19 protein-coding genes are annotated in these 20,686 nt (G+C 59.8%); 5 read left to right on the top strand and 14 right to left on the bottom strand.

What is annotated here, in order from left to right; all coding sequences use genetic code 11:
* Positions 1–525: 525 nt before the first annotated feature.
* Positions 526–2,214 (bottom strand): long-chain-fatty-acid--CoA ligase FadD2, encoded by a 1,689-nt coding sequence (fadD2, locus tag PSH76_RS04925; RefSeq protein ID WP_032895579.1) that lies wholly within the window; start codon positions 2,212–2,214, stop codon positions 526–528.
* 219 nt (positions 2,215–2,433) lie between these two features.
* Between fadD2 and PSH76_RS04920 the strand changes: the two genes are divergently transcribed.
* Together PSH76_RS04920 and PSH76_RS04915 are read left to right on the top strand one after the other, a co-directional pair.
* Positions 2,434–3,378: an alpha/beta hydrolase gene (locus PSH76_RS04920; RefSeq protein WP_305493667.1), complete on the top strand. Its 945-nt coding sequence runs from the start codon at positions 2,434–2,436 to the stop codon at positions 3,376–3,378.
* Positions 3,379–3,434: 56 nt separating this feature from the next.
* Positions 3,435–3,905 carry a MaoC family dehydratase gene (locus PSH76_RS04915; RefSeq protein ID WP_003193747.1) on the top strand — a complete coding sequence of 157 codons (471 nt, stop codon included), beginning with the start codon at positions 3,435–3,437 and terminating at the stop codon, positions 3,903–3,905.
* A gap of 136 nt (positions 3,906–4,041) precedes the next feature.
* On the opposite strand, the gene PSH76_RS04910 is transcribed toward PSH76_RS04915, so the two are convergent.
* The gene (locus PSH76_RS04910) at positions 4,042–4,509 is read right to left on the bottom strand and encodes a PA2169 family four-helix-bundle protein (protein WP_020303130.1); all 468 of its coding nucleotides are present in this window, start codon (positions 4,507–4,509) and stop codon (positions 4,042–4,044) included.
* Positions 4,510–4,713: 204 nt separating this feature from the next.
* On the opposite strand from PSH76_RS04910, the gene PSH76_RS04905 reads away from it, so the two are divergent.
* Positions 4,714–4,950: a DUF3820 family protein gene (locus PSH76_RS04905; RefSeq protein WP_008056784.1), complete on the top strand. Its 237-nt coding sequence runs from the start codon at positions 4,714–4,716 to the stop codon at positions 4,948–4,950.
* A gap of 11 nt (positions 4,951–4,961) precedes the next feature.
* On the top strand, positions 4,962–6,137 hold the full coding sequence (locus PSH76_RS04900; RefSeq protein WP_305493666.1) for an aminotransferase class V-fold PLP-dependent enzyme: 1,176 nt from the start codon (positions 4,962–4,964) through the stop codon (positions 6,135–6,137).
* Positions 6,138–6,335: 198 nt separating this feature from the next.
* On the opposite strand, the gene PSH76_RS04895 is transcribed toward PSH76_RS04900, so the two are convergent.
* Genes PSH76_RS04895 through zwf form a run of 3 tightly spaced genes read right to left on the bottom strand, consistent with a single transcriptional unit; the run spans position 6,336 to position 9,185 of the window.
* Complete coding sequence (locus tag PSH76_RS04895; protein ID WP_026067364.1) at positions 6,336–7,001, bottom strand: bifunctional 4-hydroxy-2-oxoglutarate aldolase/2-dehydro-3-deoxy-phosphogluconate aldolase; 666 nt, start codon at positions 6,999–7,001, stop codon at positions 6,336–6,338.
* Between the two features lie 17 nt (positions 7,002–7,018).
* The gene (gene pgl / locus PSH76_RS04890) at positions 7,019–7,732 is read right to left on the bottom strand and encodes a 6-phosphogluconolactonase (RefSeq protein ID WP_305493665.1); all 714 of its coding nucleotides are present in this window, start codon (positions 7,730–7,732) and stop codon (positions 7,019–7,021) included.
* Positions 7,719–9,185 (bottom strand): glucose-6-phosphate dehydrogenase, encoded by a 1,467-nt coding sequence (gene zwf, locus PSH76_RS04885; protein WP_305493664.1) that lies wholly within the window; start codon positions 9,183–9,185, stop codon positions 7,719–7,721. The genes pgl and zwf overlap by 14 nt, the downstream gene beginning before the upstream one ends.
* 220 nt (positions 9,186–9,405) lie before the next feature.
* Here zwf and PSH76_RS04880 point away from each other — a divergent pair, with 220 nt between their 5' ends.
* Positions 9,406–10,266, top strand: a complete 861-nt coding sequence (locus PSH76_RS04880) for a MurR/RpiR family transcriptional regulator (protein ID WP_169856377.1) — start codon at positions 9,406–9,408, stop codon at positions 10,264–10,266.
* A gap of 113 nt (positions 10,267–10,379) precedes the next feature.
* On the opposite strand, the gene PSH76_RS04875 is transcribed toward PSH76_RS04880, so the two are convergent.
* From PSH76_RS04875 to PSH76_RS04835, 9 genes are all read right to left on the bottom strand, one after another.
* Positions 10,380–11,225 carry a D-hexose-6-phosphate mutarotase gene (locus tag PSH76_RS04875; RefSeq protein WP_305493663.1) on the bottom strand — a complete coding sequence of 282 codons (846 nt, stop codon included), beginning with the start codon at positions 11,223–11,225 and terminating at the stop codon, positions 10,380–10,382.
* A gap of 98 nt (positions 11,226–11,323) precedes the next feature.
* Positions 11,324–12,670 (bottom strand): carbohydrate porin, encoded by a 1,347-nt coding sequence (locus PSH76_RS04870; RefSeq protein ID WP_003193760.1) that lies wholly within the window; start codon positions 12,668–12,670, stop codon positions 11,324–11,326.
* Between the two features lie 85 nt (positions 12,671–12,755).
* Positions 12,756–13,916: an ABC transporter ATP-binding protein gene (locus PSH76_RS04865; RefSeq protein WP_044267736.1), complete on the bottom strand. Its 1,161-nt coding sequence runs from the start codon at positions 13,914–13,916 to the stop codon at positions 12,756–12,758.
* A gap of 2 nt (positions 13,917–13,918) precedes the next feature.
* Complete coding sequence (locus PSH76_RS04860; RefSeq protein ID WP_305493662.1) at positions 13,919–14,764, bottom strand: carbohydrate ABC transporter permease; 846 nt, start codon at positions 14,762–14,764, stop codon at positions 13,919–13,921.
* Positions 14,757–15,665: a carbohydrate ABC transporter permease gene (locus tag PSH76_RS04855; RefSeq protein ID WP_003193765.1), complete on the bottom strand. Its 909-nt coding sequence runs from the start codon at positions 15,663–15,665 to the stop codon at positions 14,757–14,759. Before PSH76_RS04855 ends, PSH76_RS04860 begins: the two co-directional genes overlap by 8 nt.
* 156 nt (positions 15,666–15,821) lie before the next feature.
* A complete protein-coding gene (locus PSH76_RS04850; RefSeq protein WP_003193767.1) occupies positions 15,822–17,108 on the bottom strand; it encodes an ABC transporter substrate-binding protein in 1,287 nt (428 codons plus the stop codon).
* A gap of 104 nt (positions 17,109–17,212) precedes the next feature.
* Positions 17,213–18,472, bottom strand: a complete 1,260-nt coding sequence (locus PSH76_RS04845) for an AGE family epimerase/isomerase (protein ID WP_305493661.1) — start codon at positions 18,470–18,472, stop codon at positions 17,213–17,215.
* 233 nt (positions 18,473–18,705) lie between these two features.
* Complete coding sequence (locus PSH76_RS04840) at positions 18,706–19,530, bottom strand: ATPase (protein WP_305493660.1); 825 nt, start codon at positions 19,528–19,530, stop codon at positions 18,706–18,708.
* A 127-nt stretch (positions 19,531–19,657) separates the two neighbouring features.
* Positions 19,658–20,656 (bottom strand): NAD(P)-dependent oxidoreductase, encoded by a 999-nt coding sequence (locus PSH76_RS04835; protein ID WP_069557660.1) that lies wholly within the window; start codon positions 20,654–20,656, stop codon positions 19,658–19,660.
* Between the last annotated feature and the right edge of the window lie 30 nt (positions 20,657–20,686).

Below are 20,686 nucleotides of genomic sequence, written 5' to 3'. Positions count from 1 at the left end.
GAATGACAATGTGGGAGCTGGCTTGCCTGCGATAGCGGTGGCTCAGTCAATTCAACACGTGACTGAAACACTGGTATCGCAGCATAGGTATCTACATAACTTTGTAGGCTGGAGCAGCCAACGGTAACCACGATGCGAAGCGAGCCGCTCTTGATCTTGATCTGCTTGTGATCTTAGGCGCCCCGTCAAACCACGCTGGCCGGAATTCGACAGTGATTTGGGGGGTAAACCGGCAGGGATGCCGGTTTAGCCGCCCGCGCCATGGATGGCGCGTGGCGGCGGCCCCCCAAATCACTGGCGGATTACGGGCACACCGAGCCCAGACGAGGTGCCGAGTGGTGGGGCAAGAGCCCTTTGGTTACTTTGGGCTGGGCCGGCATTCCGGCTTTTCCAAAGTGACCCGCCGGGCGGAACCCTAAGTGGCCGTTACCTAAATAACGGATATGTACCCGGTCCAACTGTGTTAACTGTTAGGCCGCCTTCGCAGGCAAGCCAGCTCCCACATTTTTTGCACCCGGTTTCAATTCAAGCGATGTCGCGCAGCTCCCGGCGCAGAATTTTCCCCACCGGTGTCATCGGCAACGACTCCCTCAACACAATATGCTTGGGCACCTTGTACCCGGTGAAGTTGGCCTTGCAGTACGCCTTCAGTTCCTCAAGGCTCACCCCCTGGGCCCGTGCCACCACGAACAGCTTCACCGCCTCCCCTGTGCGCTCGTCCGGCACGCCGATCACGGCGCAGTTGGCCACGGCCGGGTGGGCCATGATCACGTCTTCGATTTCGTTGGGGTACACGTTGAAACCCGAGACGATGATCAAATCCTTCTTGCGATCCACAATGCTGATGTAGCCATCGGTGTCGATCACCGCAATGTCACCGGTCTTCAACCAGCCATCGGCGTCCAGGGTTTCGGCGGTGGCGGCCGGTTGCTGCCAGTAGCCCTTCATCACTTGCGGGCCCTGGATGCACAACTCGCCACGCTCGCCCAACGGCAGTTCTTGCCCCAGGTCATCCACGACTTTCATCGCCGTACCCGGCACCGGGATGCCCACGGTACCCAGTCGCGACAGCCCGCCGTAGGGGTTGGTGCTGGCCACTGGTGAGGTTTCGGTAAGGCCATAGCCTTCGCCGATGGCGCAGCCGGTCAATGCCTTCCAGCGTTCCGCCGTGGCCTTGACCAGGGCAGTGCCGCCGGAGTTGGTGATTTTCAGGTGGGAGAAATCCAGGGTCTTGAAATCCGGGTGGTCCATCAGCGCCACAAACAGTGTGTTCAGCCCCAACAGGCCGGAGAACTGCCACTGCTTGAGTTCCTTGATAAACCCGCCGATGTCCCGTGGGTTGGTGATCAGCACGTTGTGGTTGCCGGAGACCATCATGCACATGCAATTGGCCGTGAATGCATAGATGTGGTACAGCGGCAGCGGTGCAATCATCACCTCCTGCCCTTCCTTGATCAGCGGATGGCCGTCGTCGCCCAGTTGCGACATGCACGCCCGCACCTGCTGCATATTCGCCACCAGGTTGCCGTGGGTGAGCATCGCGCCCTTGGCCAGGCCGGTGGTGCCGCCGGTGTATTGCAGCACGGCGATATCGTCCAGGGTCACCGGGTGGCGCGTCACCCCAAGGCCCGCGCCCATGCGCAGGGCGCGCTTGAACGACACTGCCCGCGGCAGGTGGTAGGCCGGAACCATCTTCTTCACCTTGTCGACCACGGTGTTGACCAGCCAGCCTTTGGCGGCGGGCATGAAATCGCCCATCCTGGCTTCGATCAGGTAGTCGATCTCGGTATCGGTGCACACCTCCTGCACCCGCGAACCGAACAGGTTGAGATAGACCAGCGCGCGCACACCGGCGTCCTTGAACTGGTGGCGCATCTCGCGCGGGGTATACAGCGGGTTGGTGTTGACCACGATCAGCCCGGCGCGCAGTGCGCCGAACACCGCCACCGGGTAATGCAGCACGTTGGGCAACTGCACCGCGATGCGCTCGCCGGGCTTGAGGTCGGTGTGCTGCTGCAGGTAACCGGCAAACGCCGCACTCTGGCGTTCAAGCTCGGCGTAGGTGAGGGTAATGCCCATGCTGCTGAATGCCGGACGGTCGGCGAAGGTCTTGCAGGAACGCTCGAAGACCTCGATCACCGACTTGTAGGCGCTGAGGTCGATGGCATTGGGGACGCCCGCCGCGCGTTTGTCATTCCAGAAATCAGGTTGCATTATTCTTGTCCTCTATACCTGAGTGTGTCCGGCCGCTGCCATGCAGATGTGCAGCAATAAGAAGCGGAGCTTTGGGGAAGTTAGCAGCTATGGCCAAACAGGCAAGACGCTGAACTGTGTCATTGATTGTATGAATCTTGCACCTAAGGCGTAGGCAGATACCCCGCCCCATGCCGGATGAGCTATACAATGCAACCACCCTGAGCAAAGGAAGCCGCCATGAACCACAGCACCTTCTGGCTGACCGCGAACGACCACACCCGTCTGTACGTCAATCAATGGATACCCGACATCCCGCCCAGAGCCGTGGTGATGCTCTCCCATGGCATGGCCGAGCACGGCGGCCGCTATGCACGCCTGGCGCAAGCATTGTGTGCGGCAGGCCTGGGTGTGTATGCACTGGACCAGCGTGGGCATGGCCGTACCGCAGAGGCCGGCACCGTTGGGCTGTATGCTGAGTCGGATGGCTGGAACAAAGTAGTGGGCGACCTGGCCAGCCTCAATCAGCACATTGGCCAACAGCATCCCGGGCTGCGGATCATCCTGCTGGGCCACAGCATGGGCAGCTATATCTCCCAGGCGTACTTGCTGCATCACAGCGCCAGCTTGCATGGCGCAATACTCAGCGGCTCGAATTTCCAACCGGTGGCCCTCTACCGTGCAGCGCAAATCATTGCGCGCATCGAGCGAGCGCGCCAAGGCCTGCGAGGGCGCAGTGCGTTGATCGACTTCCTGTCGTTCGGCTCATTCAACAAAGCCTTCAAACCCAATCGCACCGCCTTTGACTGGCTCAGCCGCGACCCGGTTGAAGTGGACAAGTACATCAACGACCCACTCTGTGGCTTTCGTTGCACCAATCAACTGTGGATCGACCTGCTGGGCGGCTTGCAGCAAATCAGCAAAGTCTCCAACCTGGCGCAGATCGATCCTGGCCTGCCGATCCTGGTGATGGGCGGCGATTGTGATCCGGTGAGTGAAGGCAAGCGTCTCAAGAACCTGGCCCACGCCCTGCGTGAAGCTGGCTGCCAGCACGTACAATTGACGCTCTACCCGCAGGCGCGCCATGAAGTGTTCAACGAAACCAACCGGGATGAAGTCACCGCCGACCTGCTGGCCTGGCTCGACCAGGCGCTGGCGTTGCGCAGGCCCGCCCGCTGCGAATAGTTTTTGCTTTAAAATCAGCCGATTAATTACCGTTAAGCCACAGGATGCACCTTGAGATGACCCAGGTAACCAACACCCCGTACGAAGCGCTTGAAGTGGGCCAGACTGCCAGCTTCAGCAAAACCGTCGAAGAGCGCGATATCCAGCTGTTCGCCGCCATGTCGGGTGACCACAACCCGGTGCACCTGGACGCCGAATACGCCAAGGCGACCATGTTCAAGGAGCGGATTGCCCACGGCATGTTCAGCGGTGCACTGATCAGCGCGGCGGTGGCCTGCGAGCTGCCTGGGCCGGGCACGATTTACATCGGCCAGCAGATGACCTTTCAGAAGCCGGTGAAGATCGGCGACACCCTGACCGTGCGCTTGGAAATCCTCGAGAAACTGCCGAAGTTTCGCGTGCGCATTGCCACTCGGGTGTTCAACCAGCGCGATGAGTTGGTGGTAGATGGCGAGGCAGAGATTCTGGCGCCACGTAAGCAGCAAGTCGTGACCCTGACCGAATTGCCGCCGATCAGCATCGGCTGATCTGAATTCCAGCCTGTGCATTAAACAAATGTGGGAGCGGGCTTGCTCGCGAATGCGGTGTGTCAGTCAATACAACAGTGACTGATCCACCGCTTTCGCGAGCAAGCCCGCTCCCACATTAGGTCCAGCGTAGAGCTTACGACTGAGCGCGAGCCTGGTTACGCAGGGCTTTTACCTGGTCGTGGTTGCGCTGTACACCGTGGTACTGACGCTCAACCAAGTCACGAATGCCCACCAGGTTGTGCTTGTTGATCTTCTCGATCGCTTCCTTGTAAGCCTTCAGTGCGTGGTCTTCACCGCGCTCGGCTTCGTTCAATACCGCCTCTTCGTCCTTGCCAGTGACCATCGACTTCACGTCGACCCAGCCACGGTGCAGGGCGCCGGCCATGCTGCCGGAATCTTCAGGATCGCCACCCAAGGCACGCACGGCAGTTTTCAGTTCTTCGGCAGCGGTACCGCAATCAACGGCACGCTTGGCAAACAGTGCCTTGAGTTCTGGATGCTTGATGTCTTCAGCGCATTCCTTGAAACCCTTTTGGCCGTCGATGCTGGTCTCGATCAGGTCGTTGAGTACGGAGATCGATTCTTTGTTGATATCAGTCATTTTTCAATTCCTTGTACGGGTTAGAAGGTTGCGTTGGTTATTGCAGCGCCCGTGCCAGGTTTTCAAAAATTATTTTTATGTTTAATTTCAACAAGTTACGAATTATTGAACCATCTGTATCTTGGTTATTTGCATGATCTGTCATTTGGCCTTCATGCAGAATGCCTGTATTTTCGAAAGCCTGGCCTCAACCCTGCGACGCTCATGAATCCCGAAAAACTCGAACTGCTGATCACCCGCCAAATGCCTTTCGGCAAATACAAAGGCCGGATCATTGCCGACCTGCCTGGGCCCTACCTTAATTGGTTCGCCCGTGAAGGTTTCCCCCACGGGGAACTGGGCGGTTTGCTGGCCTTGATGCAGGAAATCGACCACAACGGCCTGTCCGAATTGCTCGAACCGCTGCGCGCCAAACACGGTAAACCCGCCCCCCGCCACTAAAGAGATTCACCATGCCAAGGAATGCCGATAACGAAGCGCACTGGCAGGCCATCGCTCAGCGCTATGAGTGTGAGCCCGGCCCGATCAACCTGGAAAACGGCTACTTCGGGCGCATGAGCCGCGCGGTGCAGGCCCAATACCTTGAGCACATCAGCTTTATCAACCGCAGCAACGCGGTGCATGTGCGCCAGCGCTTTGAGCAGGGTGAAAACAACAAGATACGCCGCCAGTTGGCCGGGTTGATTGATGTCGACCCGGAGTCGGTCGCTTTCACCCGTAACGCCACCGAAGCCTTGCAGTCGCTGATCCGCAACTACAACCGCCTGCAACCGGGCGACCAGGTGCTGGTCAGCGATCTGGAGTACGACACGGTCAAAGGCGCCATGCGCTGGTTGGCAGCGAATCGCGGCGTGGAAGTGATAGAGGTGGCCCACACCCACCCGGCCACTTTCGACAGCCTGGTGCAGACTTACCACGACGCCTTCGCACAGTACCCGCGCCTGAAGCTCATGGCCTTGACCCATGTAACCCATCGCACCGGCCTGGTCATGCCGGTTGCGGCCATTGCCAAGGCCGCGCGCGAACGCGCAATCGACGTGATCCTCGACGGCGCTCACGCCTTGGGCCAGATCGAATTCAACCTGGCCGAACTGGGCATTCAGTTCGCAGGCTTCAACCTGCACAAATGGATCGGTGCACCGCTGACCCTGGGCTTTTTGTACATCGCACCCGAGCGCCTGGCGGATATCGACCCGGACATGGGTGAGTTCCACTACCCGGCCACGGATGTGCGAGCGCGTACGTCCTACAGCACGCCGAACTTCCCCGCGCTGATGACCTTACCCCTGGTGTTTGAAGAGCATCGACAATTGGGTGGCGCCGCCGCTAAGGGCGCACGCGTCAATTACCTGCGCAACCTGTGGGTGAACCAGGTGCGGCCGTTGGCGGGGATTGAAGTGCTGACTCCGGATGATCCGCGACTGTACTGCGGCATTACGGCCTTCAAGTTCATCGGACGGGATCAGCAGGTGATGGTGGACCGGTTGCTCAAGGAGCATGGTCTGTTCACCACTACACGCACGGGGGCGGCGTTTGGTACCTGCATTCGGGTGACGCCGGGGCTGGTGACGTCGGCGGCGGACATCAACGCGCTGGTCCACGCAATTACCCAACTAAACACCGATTAAAACTGTGGGAGCTGGCTTGCCTGCGATAGCGGTGTATCAGCCAAAGATGGGCTAACTGATAAATAGCTATCGCAGGCAAGCCAGCTCCCACCTTCAGAACGGCGATGTGTTTGAGGTTTTTACAGGCAAAAAAAAGCGGCACACCGACCAAGTGCGCCGCAAAAATGCCGTTAAGCACAGCAACAACGATTCGATAAATCAGTCAAGCAGCGCCAGCGCCTGGGCAGTGACTTCCTGGATACGCGCCCAGTCGCCGTTCTTGACCCACTCCGGATCCAGCATCCAGCTGCCGCCCACGCACATCACGTTTTTCAACGCCATGTAGCTCTTGATGTTGGCCGGGCCAACACCGCCAGTCGGGCAGAATTTGACTTCGCCGAACGGGCCGCCGAGAGCCTTGATGGCAGCAACACCACCGCTGACTTCAGCCGGGAACAGCTTGAAGCGGCGATAACCCAGGCCGTAGCCTTCCATGATGCCGGAGGCGTTGCTGATGCCCGGCAGCAGCGGGATCGGGCTGTGCACCGAGGCTTCCAGCAAGTCACGGGTGATGCCGGGGGTGACGATAAATTGCGAGCCTGCCACTTCTGCCGCTTCGAGCATGTGACGATCAAGCACGGTACCGGCACCGGTGCACAACTCAGGACGTTGTTCGCGCAAGACCTGAATGGCTTTAAGGCCGAACTCGGAACGCAGGGTCACTTCCAGCGCGGTCAAACCGCCAGCGGCCAGGGCGTCGGCCAACGGCAGGATGTCCTGCTCGCGGGCGATGGTGATCACCGGCAGGATCCGCGCCTTGGCGCAGAGGCTGTCGATCAAGGCAACTTTATCCGCCATGGACACGGTCGGTTGAGGGCTTTTCATAGCGGCTGATCCTTGGCTCATGGGCACCAGTAAATCTCTAGAGTAGGTTGCAAAAACGCGCGAATCGGCATGGCAGCAACATCGTCGCTGGCCAAGGCGGCGCTCAAGGTCGTCAATTTCGAACTGCCGAAAATCGACAGCACGGTGTAGTCGGCCGTGGCCAGCAACGCACGACTCATGGTCAGGCGCTGGTGCGGCACAGTGGGCGCCAGCATCGGCCAGCAACGGCGGGTACCGTCGGCCTTCAGCGCTTCACTCAGGTTGGGGCTGTTGGGGAACAGCGATGCGGTGTGGCCGTCATCGCCCATGCCCAGCACCAGCACATCAATGGCTGGCAACTCGCCCAGCAGGCGATCGGCCTGCTCGGCAGCGTCTTCTAGGTTGGCGGCAGGGCTATACAGGCTCAAGAACTTCGCCTTGGCCGCCGGACCTTGCAGCAAGTGTTGCTTCAACAGGCCAGCATTGCTGTCGGCGTGTTCGACCGGCACCCAGCGTTCATCGGCCAGGGTGATGGTGACCTTGGACCAGTCCAGGCCCTGCTTGGCCAGGTTCTGGAAAAACGCCACGGGGCTGCGGCCACCGGATACCACCAACGTCGCCTCGCCACGGGCACTGATGGCCCCGCGCAGTTGCTCGGCCACGTCATTGGCCAGACCATCGGCCAGCAGCGCAGGCGTACGGTACTCATGGGCAGTGACACCCTGAGGCAGTTTCAATTCAGATATCGCCATACCACGACCTCCCATCCCGCGTGATCAGTGCAATGGAGCTCATCGGCCCCCAGGACCCCGCCGCATACGGCTTGGGCGCATCACCGGATTTTTTCCACCCGGCGATCAACTGGTCACACCACTTCCACGCGGCTTCGATTTCATCTTTGCGAACAAACAGGTTCTGATTGCCGCGCATCACTTCCAGCAACAATCGCTCGTAGGCATCGGGGATGCGTGCGCTGCGATAGGTATCGGAAAAATTCAGTTGCAGTGGCCCGCTGCGCAGTTGCATGCCTTTGTCCAGGCCCTGCTCCTTGGTCATCACGCGCAAGGAAATACCTTCGTCCGGCTGCAGGCGGATGATCAGCTTGTTGCTGATTTGCAGGCGCTGCTCGGGGGCGAAGATGTAGTGGGACGGTTCCTTGAAGTGGATGACAATCTGCGACAGCTTTTGCGGCATGCGCTTGCCAGTACGCAGGTAGAACGGCACGCCGGCCCAGCGCCAGTTACGGATATCGGCACGCAGGGCAACGAACGTCTCGGTGTCGCTCTGGGTGTTGGAGTTGTCTTCTTCCAGGTAACCCGGCACGGCTTTACCGGCGCTGTAGCCGGCGATGTACTGGCCACGGACTACTTGAGTGGTGAGGCCCTCGGGGCTGATCGGCGCCAGGGCCTTGAGCACCTTGACCTTCTCGTCGCGGATGCTGTCGGCGGACAGGTCGGCCGGCGGGTCCATGGCAATCAGGCAAAGCAGTTGCAACAGGTGGTTCTGGATCATGTCGCGCAGCTGGCCGGCCTTGTCGAAATAGCCCCAACGGCCTTCGATGCCAACCTGCTCGGCCACGGTGATTTCCACGTGGGAAATGTAGTTCTGGTTCCACTGGGTTTCGAACAGGCTGTTGGCGAAACGCAGGGCGATCAGGTTCTGCACCGTCTCTTTGCCCAGGTAGTGGTCGATGCGGTAGGTGCGGTTTTCCGGGAAAAACTGCGCCACGGCGTCGTTGACCTTGCGCGACGACTCCAAGTCCGAACCGATGGGTTTTTCCAGCACCACGCGGGTATTTTCCGCCAGGCCGACCTTGGACAGGTTTTCGCAGATCGCGCCGTACACCGCCGCGGGGGTGGCGAAGTAGGCAATCAGGCGTTGCTCGCTGCCGACCTTTTCGGCGAGGGCAACGTAGTCGTCGGCCTTCATGAAGTCGACATGCACATAAGCCAGGCGCGCGAGGAAACGCTGGGCCACGGCTTCGTCGAGTTCCTTGCCGACGTACTTACGCAATTCTTTTTCGATATGGGCCAGGTGTTGCTGCTCGGAGCCGGCTTCACGGGCCAGGGCCAGGATACGTGTGTCGTCGTGCAGCAACCCGGCGCCATCGAGTTGGTAAAGGGCAGGAAATAACTTGCGCAGCGCCAGATCACCCAAGGCGCCAAACAGGGCAAAGGTGCAGGGTTCCACGGTTATCGAAGGCATGATGTTTGTTCTTTTATCAAGTTAAGCTACAAATACCTTTTTTCAAGGCATCACTCAAGGAAAAATGTAGTAATAACCACAACATTTTCCGCAAATACGCATTGCGAGTGGTGGTGTTCGGCTACCCTCAGTAGGATAGGCCACCGCGAAAAGCCACTCATCGATTGGTTACCGCCTTTTTATTTGCATCGTCGCCCGAAGGAAAGACTGAATGGACCGCGTGCGAAATCTTCTGGAACAGATCCGGAACCGCCTCGAAGAATTGAACAAGGCCGAGCGCAAAGTCGCTGAAGTGATCCTGCTCAACCCGCAGCAGGCCACACGCTTCTCGATCGCCGCACTCGCCCAGGCCGCCTCGGTCAGTGAACCGACGGTCAACCGTTTCTGCCGTTCGTTCGGTGTCAGCGGTTACCCTGAACTTAAATTGCAGTTGGCGCAAAGCCTGGCCAGTGGCGCCGCGTATGTCAGCCGCGCCGTGGAAGCCGATGATAACCCCGAGGCCTACACCCAGAAGATCTTTGGCAGCGCCATTGCCTCCCTGGACAGTGCCTGCCAGGCCCTGGACCCGGCGCTGATCAGCAAGGCCGTGGACTTGTTGATCCAGGCACGGCAGATCCACTTCTTTGGCCTGGGCGCTTCAGCCCCGGTGGCCATGGATGCGCTGCACAAGTTCTTCCGCTTCAACCTGGCAGTGACCGCCCACGCCGACGTGCTGATGCAACGCATGATCGCCTCGGTGGCGCACACCGGTGAGTTGTTCGTGATCATTTCCTACACTGGCCGTACCCGCGAGCTGGTGGAAGTGGCGCGTATCGCTCGGGAAAACGGTGCATCAGTGTTGGGCGTGACCGCCGAGAACTCGCCGCTGGCCAAGGCCAGTACGGTGAGCCTGAACATCCCGTTGCCGGAAGACACCGATATCTACATGCCGATGACTTCTCGGATTATCCAATTGACGGTGCTGGACGTGCTGGCAACCGGCATGACCTTGCGCCGCGGGGTGGATTTCCAGCCGCATTTGCGCAAGATCAAAGAGAGCTTGAATGACAGCCGGTATCCGGTGGGGGATGAGTTCAACTAGCAAGCAGCCCTGCCAGCAGTACCGGCCTTATCGCAGGCAAGCCAGCTCCCACATTTGGAATGCATTCCCCTGTGGGAGCTGGCTTGCCTGCGATAGCGCCATCAGCCACACGGCTAAGCTCCAGCCCGCGCCTGCAAACTCAAATGCGCCCTCTCCCCCGGCGCCAGGCTCGCCGCCGCCATCGCCGCCTCCACGCACACAAACCCCGACGCTTCGTTAAAGCTCACGCCCAACAGCGGCCGGCTCCCCGGGTGCCACACCACGGTGTCGGCAGTGTCGCCCGTGTCGATGCACAGTTCACGCTGCCAGGCGTGGTCCTTGAGCTGTAATTCGCCCTCATGCTGGAACACCCGCTGGCATCCACCATCGACCCGCAGTTCACCTTCCTGCTGGCAAACCTGGCGATTGAGCTGGTCATAACCTTGCGCTCCTTCGAGTCCAGACAGCGCTACCTCATCAACGTGACCAATACGCCAGTAAGCGTGCAATGCATGGCTCAACTGGCACGGCAGCTCGTCGTGATGCTCGGTGCTCAGGCGCAGCTCCAAGGTGTCGCCCAGGTGCGCGTGCAAGTCCACCTGCCAGTCGCACAGTTGCAATTGCCAGTGCAGGCGCACGCCGTCGTCATCGGTGCTGCTGTCGAGCAGTTTCCAGTCGATCAAGCGGGCCCAACCGTGGGAAGGCCAGGCGTTTTCGCTGGGGTGGCGGCCATACCACGGCCAGCACACCGGCACGCCGCCACGAATGGCGCCGACCTGCGGCCACTTGGCTGCGCACCACAGCCAGGGCTTCTGGCCGGTGGGCTGAAAATGCAACAGTTGCGCACCCTGGCGACTGAACACCGCCTGGCACAGCGGATGGTCGATTACCAACACATCACGCGTCTGAAAGCGCTCCCAAGCGAACACCGGACGCTCGCGCAGGGATTTGAAAAAGCGTTGCAGCGGTTGCTCGTGCATGTGCCCAGGTCCCGAATATCACAGTGCCACGCAAAAAAAAGCGGATAGCCATGGCTACCCGCAAATGCGCACAGAGAGAGGAGCTTATCGCAACAGCGTTAGAACGTAGACTGAATTTTCAGGCCCGCTACCAGCGCGTTGTCGACTTTATCCACGCCGCCAGGCTGAACAACGTACTGCAGGTTCGGACGCACAGTCAGCCAGTTGGTGACGTGGAAACCGTAGTTGAGTTCGACGTTGTATTCAGTCTCACGAATCGGCGTGTACAGCGGATTGTCGTAGTCGCTCACGCCCCTGGCGTCGTTGAGCAGCTCAGAGTTCTTCTTCACATCATTGTTGACATGCAGGCGAGCGACGCCAATGCCGACGTCATCTTTTGGACGCGCGTCGAATGGGCCTTTGTACACCAGCATCAACGACTGGTAGTTGTCGACCAGGTTGGTTTCCTTGTCATGGAAGGTCGCGTTGGCTGCGATGTTCAGGCCACGGGAAGCGTCGCCGTTATGGGTGGTGAGTTGCTGTTGCGCAACGAACCAGTAGCCTTTCTTGCTGCTGCGGGTACGGAAGTCGGCGCCGCTGAGGACCGCATCGTTACCGTTGACGTCTTCACGTACATCCGGAGCATCGGCCGCACTTTTATAGAAGCCCACACGGTATTCGCCCGGCAGGTTATTAACCTTCGGCGACCAGACCAATTCCACCGGGATCACGGTGCCCTTGGTACCGCTGCCGCTGAGTTTGAAGCCGTTGCCATGCTCCAATTGCGACGGGTTCTGGTTGTAGGCACCGATTTGCGCATACAGCTCAGGCGTGATGTTGTACTTCACGCGGATAGCGGCCTGGGCGACCGGCCAGTTGTACCAGGTATTGACGTAGTTACCGACCTGGGAGCCGCAGAACGACAGGTTCTGGAAGTCGCAAGGGAAGGTGTTGAAGTCTTCGCCCTCACCGAAGTAACCGAGCTTCACGTCCAACTTGTTGTCGAACATCTGGTGCTGAATCCAGAACTGGGTCAGACGCACCATGTGGCCACGGCCATACACTTCTTGCGAGGAGCTCAAGGTGCCGGCACGCGGGTCGCCAATGCGGTCATTGGAGATGTTCTGGCCATTCCGGTTGGTCAACTGGATCTTGGCCTGGGTGTTATCCCAGCCCCACAGTTTTTGCAGGTCCAGTGCCACGCCCAGACCGAACTGGTCGGAGTAACGACCGGTCTTGTCGTCGTTGTAGCCGCCGTGGGCGTTGTAGCCCATCTCGCCCACGTAGTCGGCCTTGATGTCGATACCTTGCTCGATCAGCTTGGTACGCTCGCCGCCCCAATCGCCGGTCATCCACTTGGAATCGGCGCTGAATGCATCGGCCGCCATCGCATTGGCGGACAATACAAGGGCTGCTGCCGCTGACAGTTGGCAGATCAGCCGGGTGTTGTTGTGTTGCTTTTTCATCCCTACATCCTCGTCTTTATTGTTATTAAACTGTTTTTATCTAACGCGGGTTACATTTTTTAACTAAAACAATCACTTATCTTGCTTAACGGCCCTTGAACTGGGTCACATTGTCGGCATGCCCCTGTGCCGGCAATGAAGCCGCTGTGCCCAATCGCTCACCGGTCTTGGCGTCAAACAGCAATACCTTGGCCGGGTCGAACTGCAAGGTCAGGGTCTCACCCACTTGCGGTGCCACGTCCGGCGCCAAACGGCAGCAGACCTTGGTGTCGTTGAGCTGCACAAACACCAAGGTGTCCGGGCCGGTCGGCTCGGTTACCTGCACTTCGGCACGAATGCTCGACGAGCCATTACCCTCGCCCGCTGCCAGTACGATCTGCTCCGGGCGCAGGCCCAGGATCACATCGCGGTCTTCCAGCCCGGCGTCATTCATGCCCAGCGCCAACTCGCAACGGGCTTGACCGCTGTCGAGCACCGCCACCAGATCACCGTTCTGGCGTTTTAGGCGCATGGGAACGAAGTTCATCGGTGGTGAACCGATAAAGCTTGCCACAAACAGGTTGGCAGGGTCGTTGTAAATTTCCTTCGGCGTGCCGAATTGCTGGATGATTCCGTCCTTCATCACCGCCACTTTGTCGCCCAGGGTCATCGCTTCGATCTGGTCGTGGGTCACGTAGACGGTGGTGGTTTTAAGACGCTGGTGCATCAGCTTCATTTCGGTACGCATCTCGACGCGCAGCTTGGCGTCAAGGTTGGACAGTGGTTCGTCGAACAGGTAGATCTTCGGCCGGCGCGCCAAGGCACGGCCCATGGCCACGCGCTGTTGCTGGCCACCGGACAACTGGCCCGGCTTGCGGTTGAGCAGGTGTTCGATCTGCAGCAACTTGGCCACGCGCGCCACTTCAGCGTCGATGTCGGCTTGGGGCATCTTGCGGATCTTGAGGCCGAACTCGATGTTCTCGCGCACGCTCATGGTTGGGTACAACGCGTAGGACTGGAACACCATGGCGATGTCACGGTCCTTGGGGCTCATGCCGCTCACGTCTTGATCACCGATCATGATCGCGCCGCCAGTGATGGTCTCAAGGCCGGCGATGCAGTTCATCAGCGTGGATTTACCACAACCCGACGGGCCGACCAGGATGAGGAACTCGCCTTCCTTGATCGACAGTTCGATGTTCTTCAAGGTGTCGGGCAGGCCGGCGCCATAGGTCTTGTTTACATTGCGAAGTTCAAGCGTAGCCATGATTACCCCTTGACCGCGCCGGCCGTGAGGCCGCGCACGAAATACTTGCCTGCGATCACATAGACCAGCAGGGTCGGCAGCCCGGCGATCATCGCCGCCGCCATATCCACGTTATATTCCTTGGCCCCGGTGCTGGTGTTGACCAGGTTGTTCAGCGCCACCGTGATGGGCTGGGAGTCGCCGCTGGAGAACACCACACCGAACAGGAAGTCGTTCCAGATCTGGGTGAACTGCCAGATCAGGCAGACCATGATGATCGGCGTCGACATCGGCAGGATGATCCGGCGGAAGATGGTGAAGAACCCCGCTCCGTCCAGGCGTGCGGCCTTGATCAGCGCATCCGGGATGCTCACGTAGTAGTTACGGAAGAACAGCGTGGTGAACGCCAGGCCGTAGACCACGTGGATAAACACCAGGCCGGTGGTGGTGCTGGCCAGGCCCATCTTGCCGAGGGTGAACGACGCGGGCAGCAGCACGGTCTGGAACGGCAGGAAGCAGCCGAACAGCAGCAGGCCGAAGAACAACTGCGAACCGCGAAAGCGCCAGAACGACAGCACGTAGCCGTTCAAGGCGCCGATGGCGGTAGAGATCAGCACAGCGGGAACGGTGATCTTGATCGAGTTCCAGAAGTAGCCATCCACAGTGGCCCAGGCCTTGACCCAGCCGATGCCGCTGACCACGGTGGGCCAGCTCAGCAGGTTACCGGTGCTGATGTCTTCCGGGGTCTTGAAGCTGGTGAGCAACATCACCACCAGCGGCACCAGGTACAGCAGCACCGCCAGGACCAGCACCGCGTAGATCGCGATGCGGCTCAGGCTGATGGCAGGTTTGGCGGCGAGACTAGTCATTGCGCTTGGTCCTCAGCTCGGAATACAGGTACGGCACGATGATCGCGAGGATCGCACCGAGCATCAGGATTGCACTGGCCGAGCCCATGCCCATCTGGCCGCGACTGAAGGTGAACGAGTACATGAACATCGCCGGCAGGTCGGAGGAGTAGCCCGGGCCGCCTGCGGTCATTGCCGCCACCAGGTCGAAGCTCTTGATCGCAATGTGCGCCAGGATCATCACCGCACTGAAGAACACCGGACGCAGGCTGGGCAGCACCACGCTCCAGTAGATGCGCGGCAAGCTCGCGCCGTCGATCTGCGCAGCACGAATGATCGACTGATCAACGCCGCGCAGGCCAGCGAGGAACATCGCCATGATAAAGCCCGAGGCTTGCCACACAGCAGCGATCACCAGGCAGTAGACCACACGGTCCGGGTCGATCAGCCAGTCGAGACGGAAGCCTTCCCAGCCCCAGTCCCGCAGGAGTTTGTCCAGGCCCATGCCCGGGTTGAGCAGCCATTTCCAGGCGGTACCGGTGACGATCATGGAGAGCGCCATCGGGTACAGGTAAATGGTGCGGATAAAGCCTTCGCGGCGGATTTTCTGGTCGAGGAAAATCGCCAGCAGCACACCGATCACCAGGGTGATGCCGATGAACATGCCGCCGAACACGGCCAGGTTCTTGCTCGCCACCCACCAGCGGTCGTTATCGAACAGCCGCTGATACTGCGCCAGGCCCGCCCATTTGTAGCTGGGCAAGAAGGTCGAGGTGGTGAACGACAGCACGAACGTCCACAGGATGTAGCCATAAAAGCCCACCAGCACGATGAACATGCTCGGCGCCAGCACCAGTTTAGGGAGCCAGCGCTGCAGCACATCGAATGGCGAGGCCTTGCTGAACACAGCAACAGAACTCATGGGAAAATCCAGTACAGGGAAAAAGGACTAGCAGCAGAACCGAACCCTGTAGGAGCGAGCTTGCTCGCGAAGGACTTCAACGATAACGCGTGCATACAGGATGAACGCGGTGACCTTGAGTTTTTCGCGAGCAAGCTCGCTCCTACAGTGGCTGTGTTACTTGGCCGACTTGATCGCCGCGCCAAGCTTCTTGGCGGTGTCGGCCGGGTCGGCTTTCGGGTCGTTGATGAAGTTGGTCACGACATCAAAGAACGCACCCTGCACTGCCAGGGTCGTGGCCATGTTGTGGGCCATGCTTGGCTGCAGGCCACCGGTCTTGGCGTCGGCCAAAAAGTCCTTGGCGGCGGTCTGGGCGCAGGAGTCAAAACCGTAGGATTCCATCTTGGTCAGCATGTCGTTACGCACAGGGATAGAACCCTTGTTGATGCTGAACACCTTCTGGAAGTTTTCACCCAGCACGACTTTGGCGATGTCCTGCTGGCCCGCAGCAGTGCCTTTGTCTTTCTGCTTGAACACCGCCAGGGAGTCGATGTTGTAGGTGAAGGCTTTGTCGGTGCCCGGGAACGCTACGCACTCATAATCCTTGCCGGCGACTTTCTTGGCGGCGGTCCATTCGGACTTGGCCCAGTCACCCATGATCTGCATGCCGGCCTTGCCGTTGATGACCTTGCCAGCTTCCAGGTTCCAGTCCTGGCCCTTGCCGTCGACGTCCATGTAGGTCGCGACTTTCTTCAGCTCGGTGAGGGCCTTGACCATTTCCGGGCCGGTCAATGCGCCGTTATCCAGGTCGACCAGGGCTTTCTTGTAACCATCAGCGCCCATGACCGAGAGCACCACTGCTTCGAACACGGTGCTGTCCTGCCAAGGCTGGCCGCCGTGGGCGAGCGCAATGAAGCCTGCGGCCTTGAGCTTGTCGCCGGCTGCGTAGAATTCTTCGAGGGTGGTTGGGTTCTTGGTGATGCCGGCTTTCTTGAAGACTTCCGGGTTGATCCACAGCCAGTTCACGCGGTGGATGTTCACCGGCACGGCGACGTAGTCACCGTCGTATTTCACGGTGTCGGAGACTTTCTTGTCGAGCAGCGAATCCCACTTTTCTTCTTTGGCGACGTCTTTGAGCACGTCGGTGTCGAGCAGGCCAGTAGACGCCCATTCCTGGATGTCAGGGCCTTTGATCTGGGCAACGCCTGGCGGGTTACCAGCGACCGCGCGGCTTTTGAGCACGGTCATGGCAGTGGCGCCACCGCCGCCTGCTACAGCACCGTCTTTCCAGGTGAAGCCGTCTTTCTCAACTTGGGCCTTCAGGACATCCACAGCCGCTTTTTCACCGCCGGAGGTCCACCAATGCACCACTTCCACCGTACCTTTGGAGTCGGCGGCAAATGCACTGAGGGGGAACAACGAGGCAATGGAAATAGCGACGGCGAGGCGATTAATCGCGTTCATCTGAGTACCTTTTCTTGTTGTTATGCATGCAAGTCTAGAGCTTGCGCTGCACGGAGTTTAAACATGGATTTTCAGGGCGCAGGTAACAAAGGGACGCACAAATGTCACCACTTGGTGACATAGCATCCGCTGCCCAATGCGCTGGCCAAACTGGGTGCCAAGGGCAGTGCAGGCAGCACTACCGCTTGCCAGGCATGGTACAGGTCAGGTTTGCCGCCCCAGATTTTACTGCTGGGTTGGTTGTGCGGGCTGAGCTCGTGGTGCCAACTGCCCTGGAGCCGGTCGATGAAGTGGGTTTCGCAAAATTCCCAGAAGCGTCGGTACCAGGTTTCGTAATGCAACTCGCCGGTACGTTTGAGCAGCGCCTGAGCGGCGGCGCTGGCTTCAGCATGGGTCCAGTGCAGGCGCTCGCGTACCACCGGGCGCTGGTTCCAATCCAAAGTGTAGACAAGGCCCGGCGCACCATCCACCGCCCAGGCGTACTCGCAGGCACTGGCGAACAGGTCTTTGGCGTCGCTCACCAGCCAGTCTGGCGTGGCCAGCTTAGCCTTGAGGCGCGCAGCTTCCAGGTGCAGCAGCAACCGCGCCCATTCAAAACCATGGCCGGGTGTAATGCCGTAAGGGCGAAAGCCATCGGCGGGGTTGTCTTGGTTGTAACCGAGCAAGGGCTTCCACTGCGCGTCGAAATGCTCGATGACCATGAACTGGTTGCCGGCGGCATGGGTGTGGATCACTCGCTCGACAATGCGCAGCGCGCGGTCCAGCCAGCGTGTATCACCGCTGACATCGGCCAGCGCCAGGAAGGCTTCGGTGGCGTGCATGTTGCTGTTGGCGCCACGATAGGCTTCGACGCCGCTCCAGTCCTGGGCAAAAGATTCGAGCATGACGCCCTCCTCTTCGCTCCAGAAGAACTGGTCGATGATTTGGATAGCGTCGTTCATTAATGTGCGCGCATCCGGCGCGCCGGCCACCACGGCAGAGCTGGCCGCGAGGGCTACGAAGGCGTGCAGGTAGGCGGCCTTGCCGGTGTTGCCATCAGCCGCGTGGGGCGCCGCGAACCAGCCACCGTGCTCGCTGTCGCGCAGCGGGCCGCTGAGCGCCGCCACACCGTGCGCCACCAACTCGGCATAACCCGGCAACCCCATGGCATGGGCCATGGCAAAGCTGTGGGTCATGCGCGCAGTGTTCATGGTTTCAGAGCGGGCGTTGGCCGGCAATTGGCCTTTATCGTCAAGGTTGCCGAAACCGTCCGGCAGGCGCGATGCCTTGGCGAACGCCAGCAGGCGCTGGCCTTCGGCGGCGAGCCAGGCGTGATGGGCAGGTGCATTCAGCCAACTGCTGGCAGGCAGTGGATGGGTGGTCATGGGTGGCCCTTATTGTTTTTTTGGGATGACCGGAGTCTAAACAAGGGCGTGGGATGGGCAAGTAACGAAAGGGATGGCAAATGTCACCAAATGGTGACAATCAACACCCTAATCCTAATGTAGGAGCGAGCTTGCTCGCGAAAAGCCAACAAGCGCCGCGCTTATCCAGGAAACCCGCGTGATCGTTAACGTTTTTCGCGAGCAAGCTCGCTCCTACACAAGGCGATTTGCGGTCATTGGCCCAGTGGGGTGGCCGTAGCTGGCGCATTGAGGCGCTGATTCAAGTTCTGCACCTGGCTCTGCAAGGTGGTGATATTGCGCGTGGTCTGGATGCGGAACACGTCGAATTCCTTGTTGGTCGGTGCGTCGACGTTGGCCGGCTGGTTTTCCTGGGCGCTCTTGAGCACCAGCAGGTCCTGCTCGAGACGGGCGATGGCCGCGCTTGGGTTGCCTTGCTTCTTCAAGGCCGCCACATCGGTGGCCAGGCCCTTGACCTCGGCCTGCGCTGCCGTAAGGGTGGCGACCGCGTCAGTGAGGGCCTGCACCTGGCCTTGCAGCTTGGTGTTGGCCGCTGTCAGTTCGGTGGTGCTGGCACTCATCTGCGCCAGGCGGCTGTCCAGTTCGGTGGCTTGACCCGCGACGCCCAACTGTTGTTTGCCCTGCTCCTGCAACTGGGCTTCCAGCTGCTTGATCTGCAGTTTCAAGGCTTCGCTGCCGTTGTTCACATTGGCTTCGCTGGCCACGACCTTGCCGGAAATCGCCTGCAGGCGCCCCGCCGCTTCCTCGCTGATGCGGGCAAAACTCTCCTGGGTGGCGACCAACTGCTGGCCCATCAGGGAGATCTGCTGGAAGCTCCACCAGGCCAGGCCCGCGAAGGCGATCAACAGCGCGCCGACCAGTGCCCACAACGGGCCGGTGCTGGCGCTCTTGACCTTGACTACGGGCGTCGTTCGCGAACGCACCGACGTCGCGGCGGTCGGCACGAAATCATCGTCATCCCCACTATCGGCCCGCAGGCTGGGAACGTTGTCGAAGTCGTCTTTAGCATCGTTACGCATGAATCTACCCTGAATCAATGAGATGGCTGGCTGCAAAGCCGAGCGGCAGGAGTATAAACCGCACTCCCGGCGCATGGATCGACTCGGAACCTGGAATTGGGTTCCCGAAGTGTTGCTGCTTATGAGCTTATTGGCGGCCCGGGTCCTGGGCTTTCCACCAGCTGCAGAACTCGTCGAGCGCGGCCCACAGGCTGACCTTGGGCTCGTAGTCGAGATAATGCCTGGCGCGGCTGATGTCGAGGGTGAAATCTTTGTTCATCACCTGCATGCCCAGGCGCGACAATGCCGGCTCAGGCCGCCCCGGCCACATCGCGCAGAAGGCTTCATTCAAGGCTGCCACGCTGTAGGCCACACCGTAGGAGCGGTAACGGGTCACCTGGGGCAATTCCATTTGCCGCATCACGTAGTTCACCACATCCCAGATCGGCACCGGTGCGCCGTTGCTGATGTTGTAGGCTTTGCCCAGGGCCGAGCCGGTGGCGAGTAAACTGCTGAGCAACGCCTCGTTAAGGTTATGCACGCTGGTGAAGTCGACTTTGTTCAAGCCGTCGCCGACGATCGCCAGGCGGTTCTTGCGCTGCATTTTCAGCAGGCGCGGGAAGATGCTCATATCGCCGGCCCCGGTGACGAAGCGCGGGCGCAGGGCTATCACTTGCAGGCCGAATTCCTGGGCGCCGAACACCTTCTGCTCGGCCAGGTACTTGGTGGCGGCATAGGGATGCTTGAAACGCTTGGGCACTTGTTCTTCGGTGAGCCCCAGGTGGTCCCTGCCGTCAAAGTAGATCGACGGCGACGACAGGTGCACCAGGCGCCCGACGCGCTGTTTCAGGCAGGCTTCGACGACGTTTTCGGTGACCAGCACGTTGTTCTGGTGGAAGTCCTGATACTTGCCCCACAGCCCGACGGCGCCGGCGCAATGCACCACGGCTTCGACATCGCGGCACAGGTCACGCACCAGGTCGGCGTCATTCAAGTCACCCTGGATAAACTCGGCACCACGCCGTACCAGGTGTTCCACACCCTCGGCGCGCCGCCCGTTGACCCGCACGTCCAGGCCCTGTTCAAGGGCGAAGCGCGCAAAGCGCCCGCCGATGAAGCCGCTTGCGCCGGTGACCAGAATTTTCATGTAGTACTCCGTGTTCTTTCGTTTTTCATC

The sequence above is a fragment of the Pseudomonas sp. FP215 genome (assembly GCF_030687795.1).
Classification (GTDB): domain Bacteria; phylum Pseudomonadota; class Gammaproteobacteria; order Pseudomonadales; family Pseudomonadaceae; genus Aquipseudomonas; species Aquipseudomonas salmasensis.
This window is presented reverse-complemented; position numbering and strand designations above follow the sequence as displayed.

Coding starts and splice junctions, on each gene's coding strand:
- PSH76_RS04860 (WP_305493662.1), bottom strand. CDS start 14,764: ATGACTAGTCTCGCCGCCAAACCTGCCATCAGCCTGAGCCGCATCGCG.
- PSH76_RS04845 (WP_305493661.1), bottom strand. CDS start 18,472: ATGACCACCCATCCACTGCCTGCCAGCAGTTGGCTGAATGCACCTGCC.
- PSH76_RS04875 (WP_305493663.1), bottom strand. CDS start 11,225: ATGCACGAGCAACCGCTGCAACGCTTTTTCAAATCCCTGCGCGAGCGT.
- PSH76_RS04920 (WP_305493667.1), top strand. CDS start 2,434: ATGAACCACAGCACCTTCTGGCTGACCGCGAACGACCACACCCGTCTG.
- PSH76_RS04835 (WP_069557660.1), bottom strand. CDS start 20,656: ATGAAAATTCTGGTCACCGGCGCAAGCGGCTTCATCGGCGGGCGCTTT.
- PSH76_RS04850 (WP_003193767.1), bottom strand. CDS start 17,108: ATGAACGCGATTAATCGCCTCGCCGTCGCTATTTCCATTGCCTCGTTG.
- zwf (WP_305493664.1), bottom strand. CDS start 9,185: ATGCCTTCGATAACCGTGGAACCCTGCACCTTTGCCCTGTTTGGCGCC.
- PSH76_RS04855 (WP_003193765.1), bottom strand. CDS start 15,665: ATGAGTTCTGTTGCTGTGTTCAGCAAGGCCTCGCCATTCGATGTGCTG.
- pgl (WP_305493665.1), bottom strand. CDS start 7,732: ATGGCGATATCTGAATTGAAACTGCCTCAGGGTGTCACTGCCCATGAG.
- fadD2 (WP_032895579.1), bottom strand. CDS start 2,214: ATGCAACCTGATTTCTGGAATGACAAACGCGCGGCGGGCGTCCCCAAT.
- PSH76_RS04840 (WP_305493660.1), bottom strand. CDS start 19,530: ATGCGTAACGATGCTAAAGACGACTTCGACAACGTTCCCAGCCTGCGG.
- PSH76_RS04915 (WP_003193747.1), top strand. CDS start 3,435: ATGACCCAGGTAACCAACACCCCGTACGAAGCGCTTGAAGTGGGCCAG.
- PSH76_RS04900 (WP_305493666.1), top strand. CDS start 4,962: ATGCCAAGGAATGCCGATAACGAAGCGCACTGGCAGGCCATCGCTCAG.
- PSH76_RS04865 (WP_044267736.1), bottom strand. CDS start 13,916: ATGGCTACGCTTGAACTTCGCAATGTAAACAAGACCTATGGCGCCGGC.
- PSH76_RS04905 (WP_008056784.1), top strand. CDS start 4,714: ATGAATCCCGAAAAACTCGAACTGCTGATCACCCGCCAAATGCCTTTC.
- PSH76_RS04910 (WP_020303130.1), bottom strand. CDS start 4,509: ATGACTGATATCAACAAAGAATCGATCTCCGTACTCAACGACCTGATC.
- PSH76_RS04895 (WP_026067364.1), bottom strand. CDS start 7,001: ATGAAAAGCCCTCAACCGACCGTGTCCATGGCGGATAAAGTTGCCTTG.
- PSH76_RS04870 (WP_003193760.1), bottom strand. CDS start 12,670: ATGAAAAAGCAACACAACAACACCCGGCTGATCTGCCAACTGTCAGCG.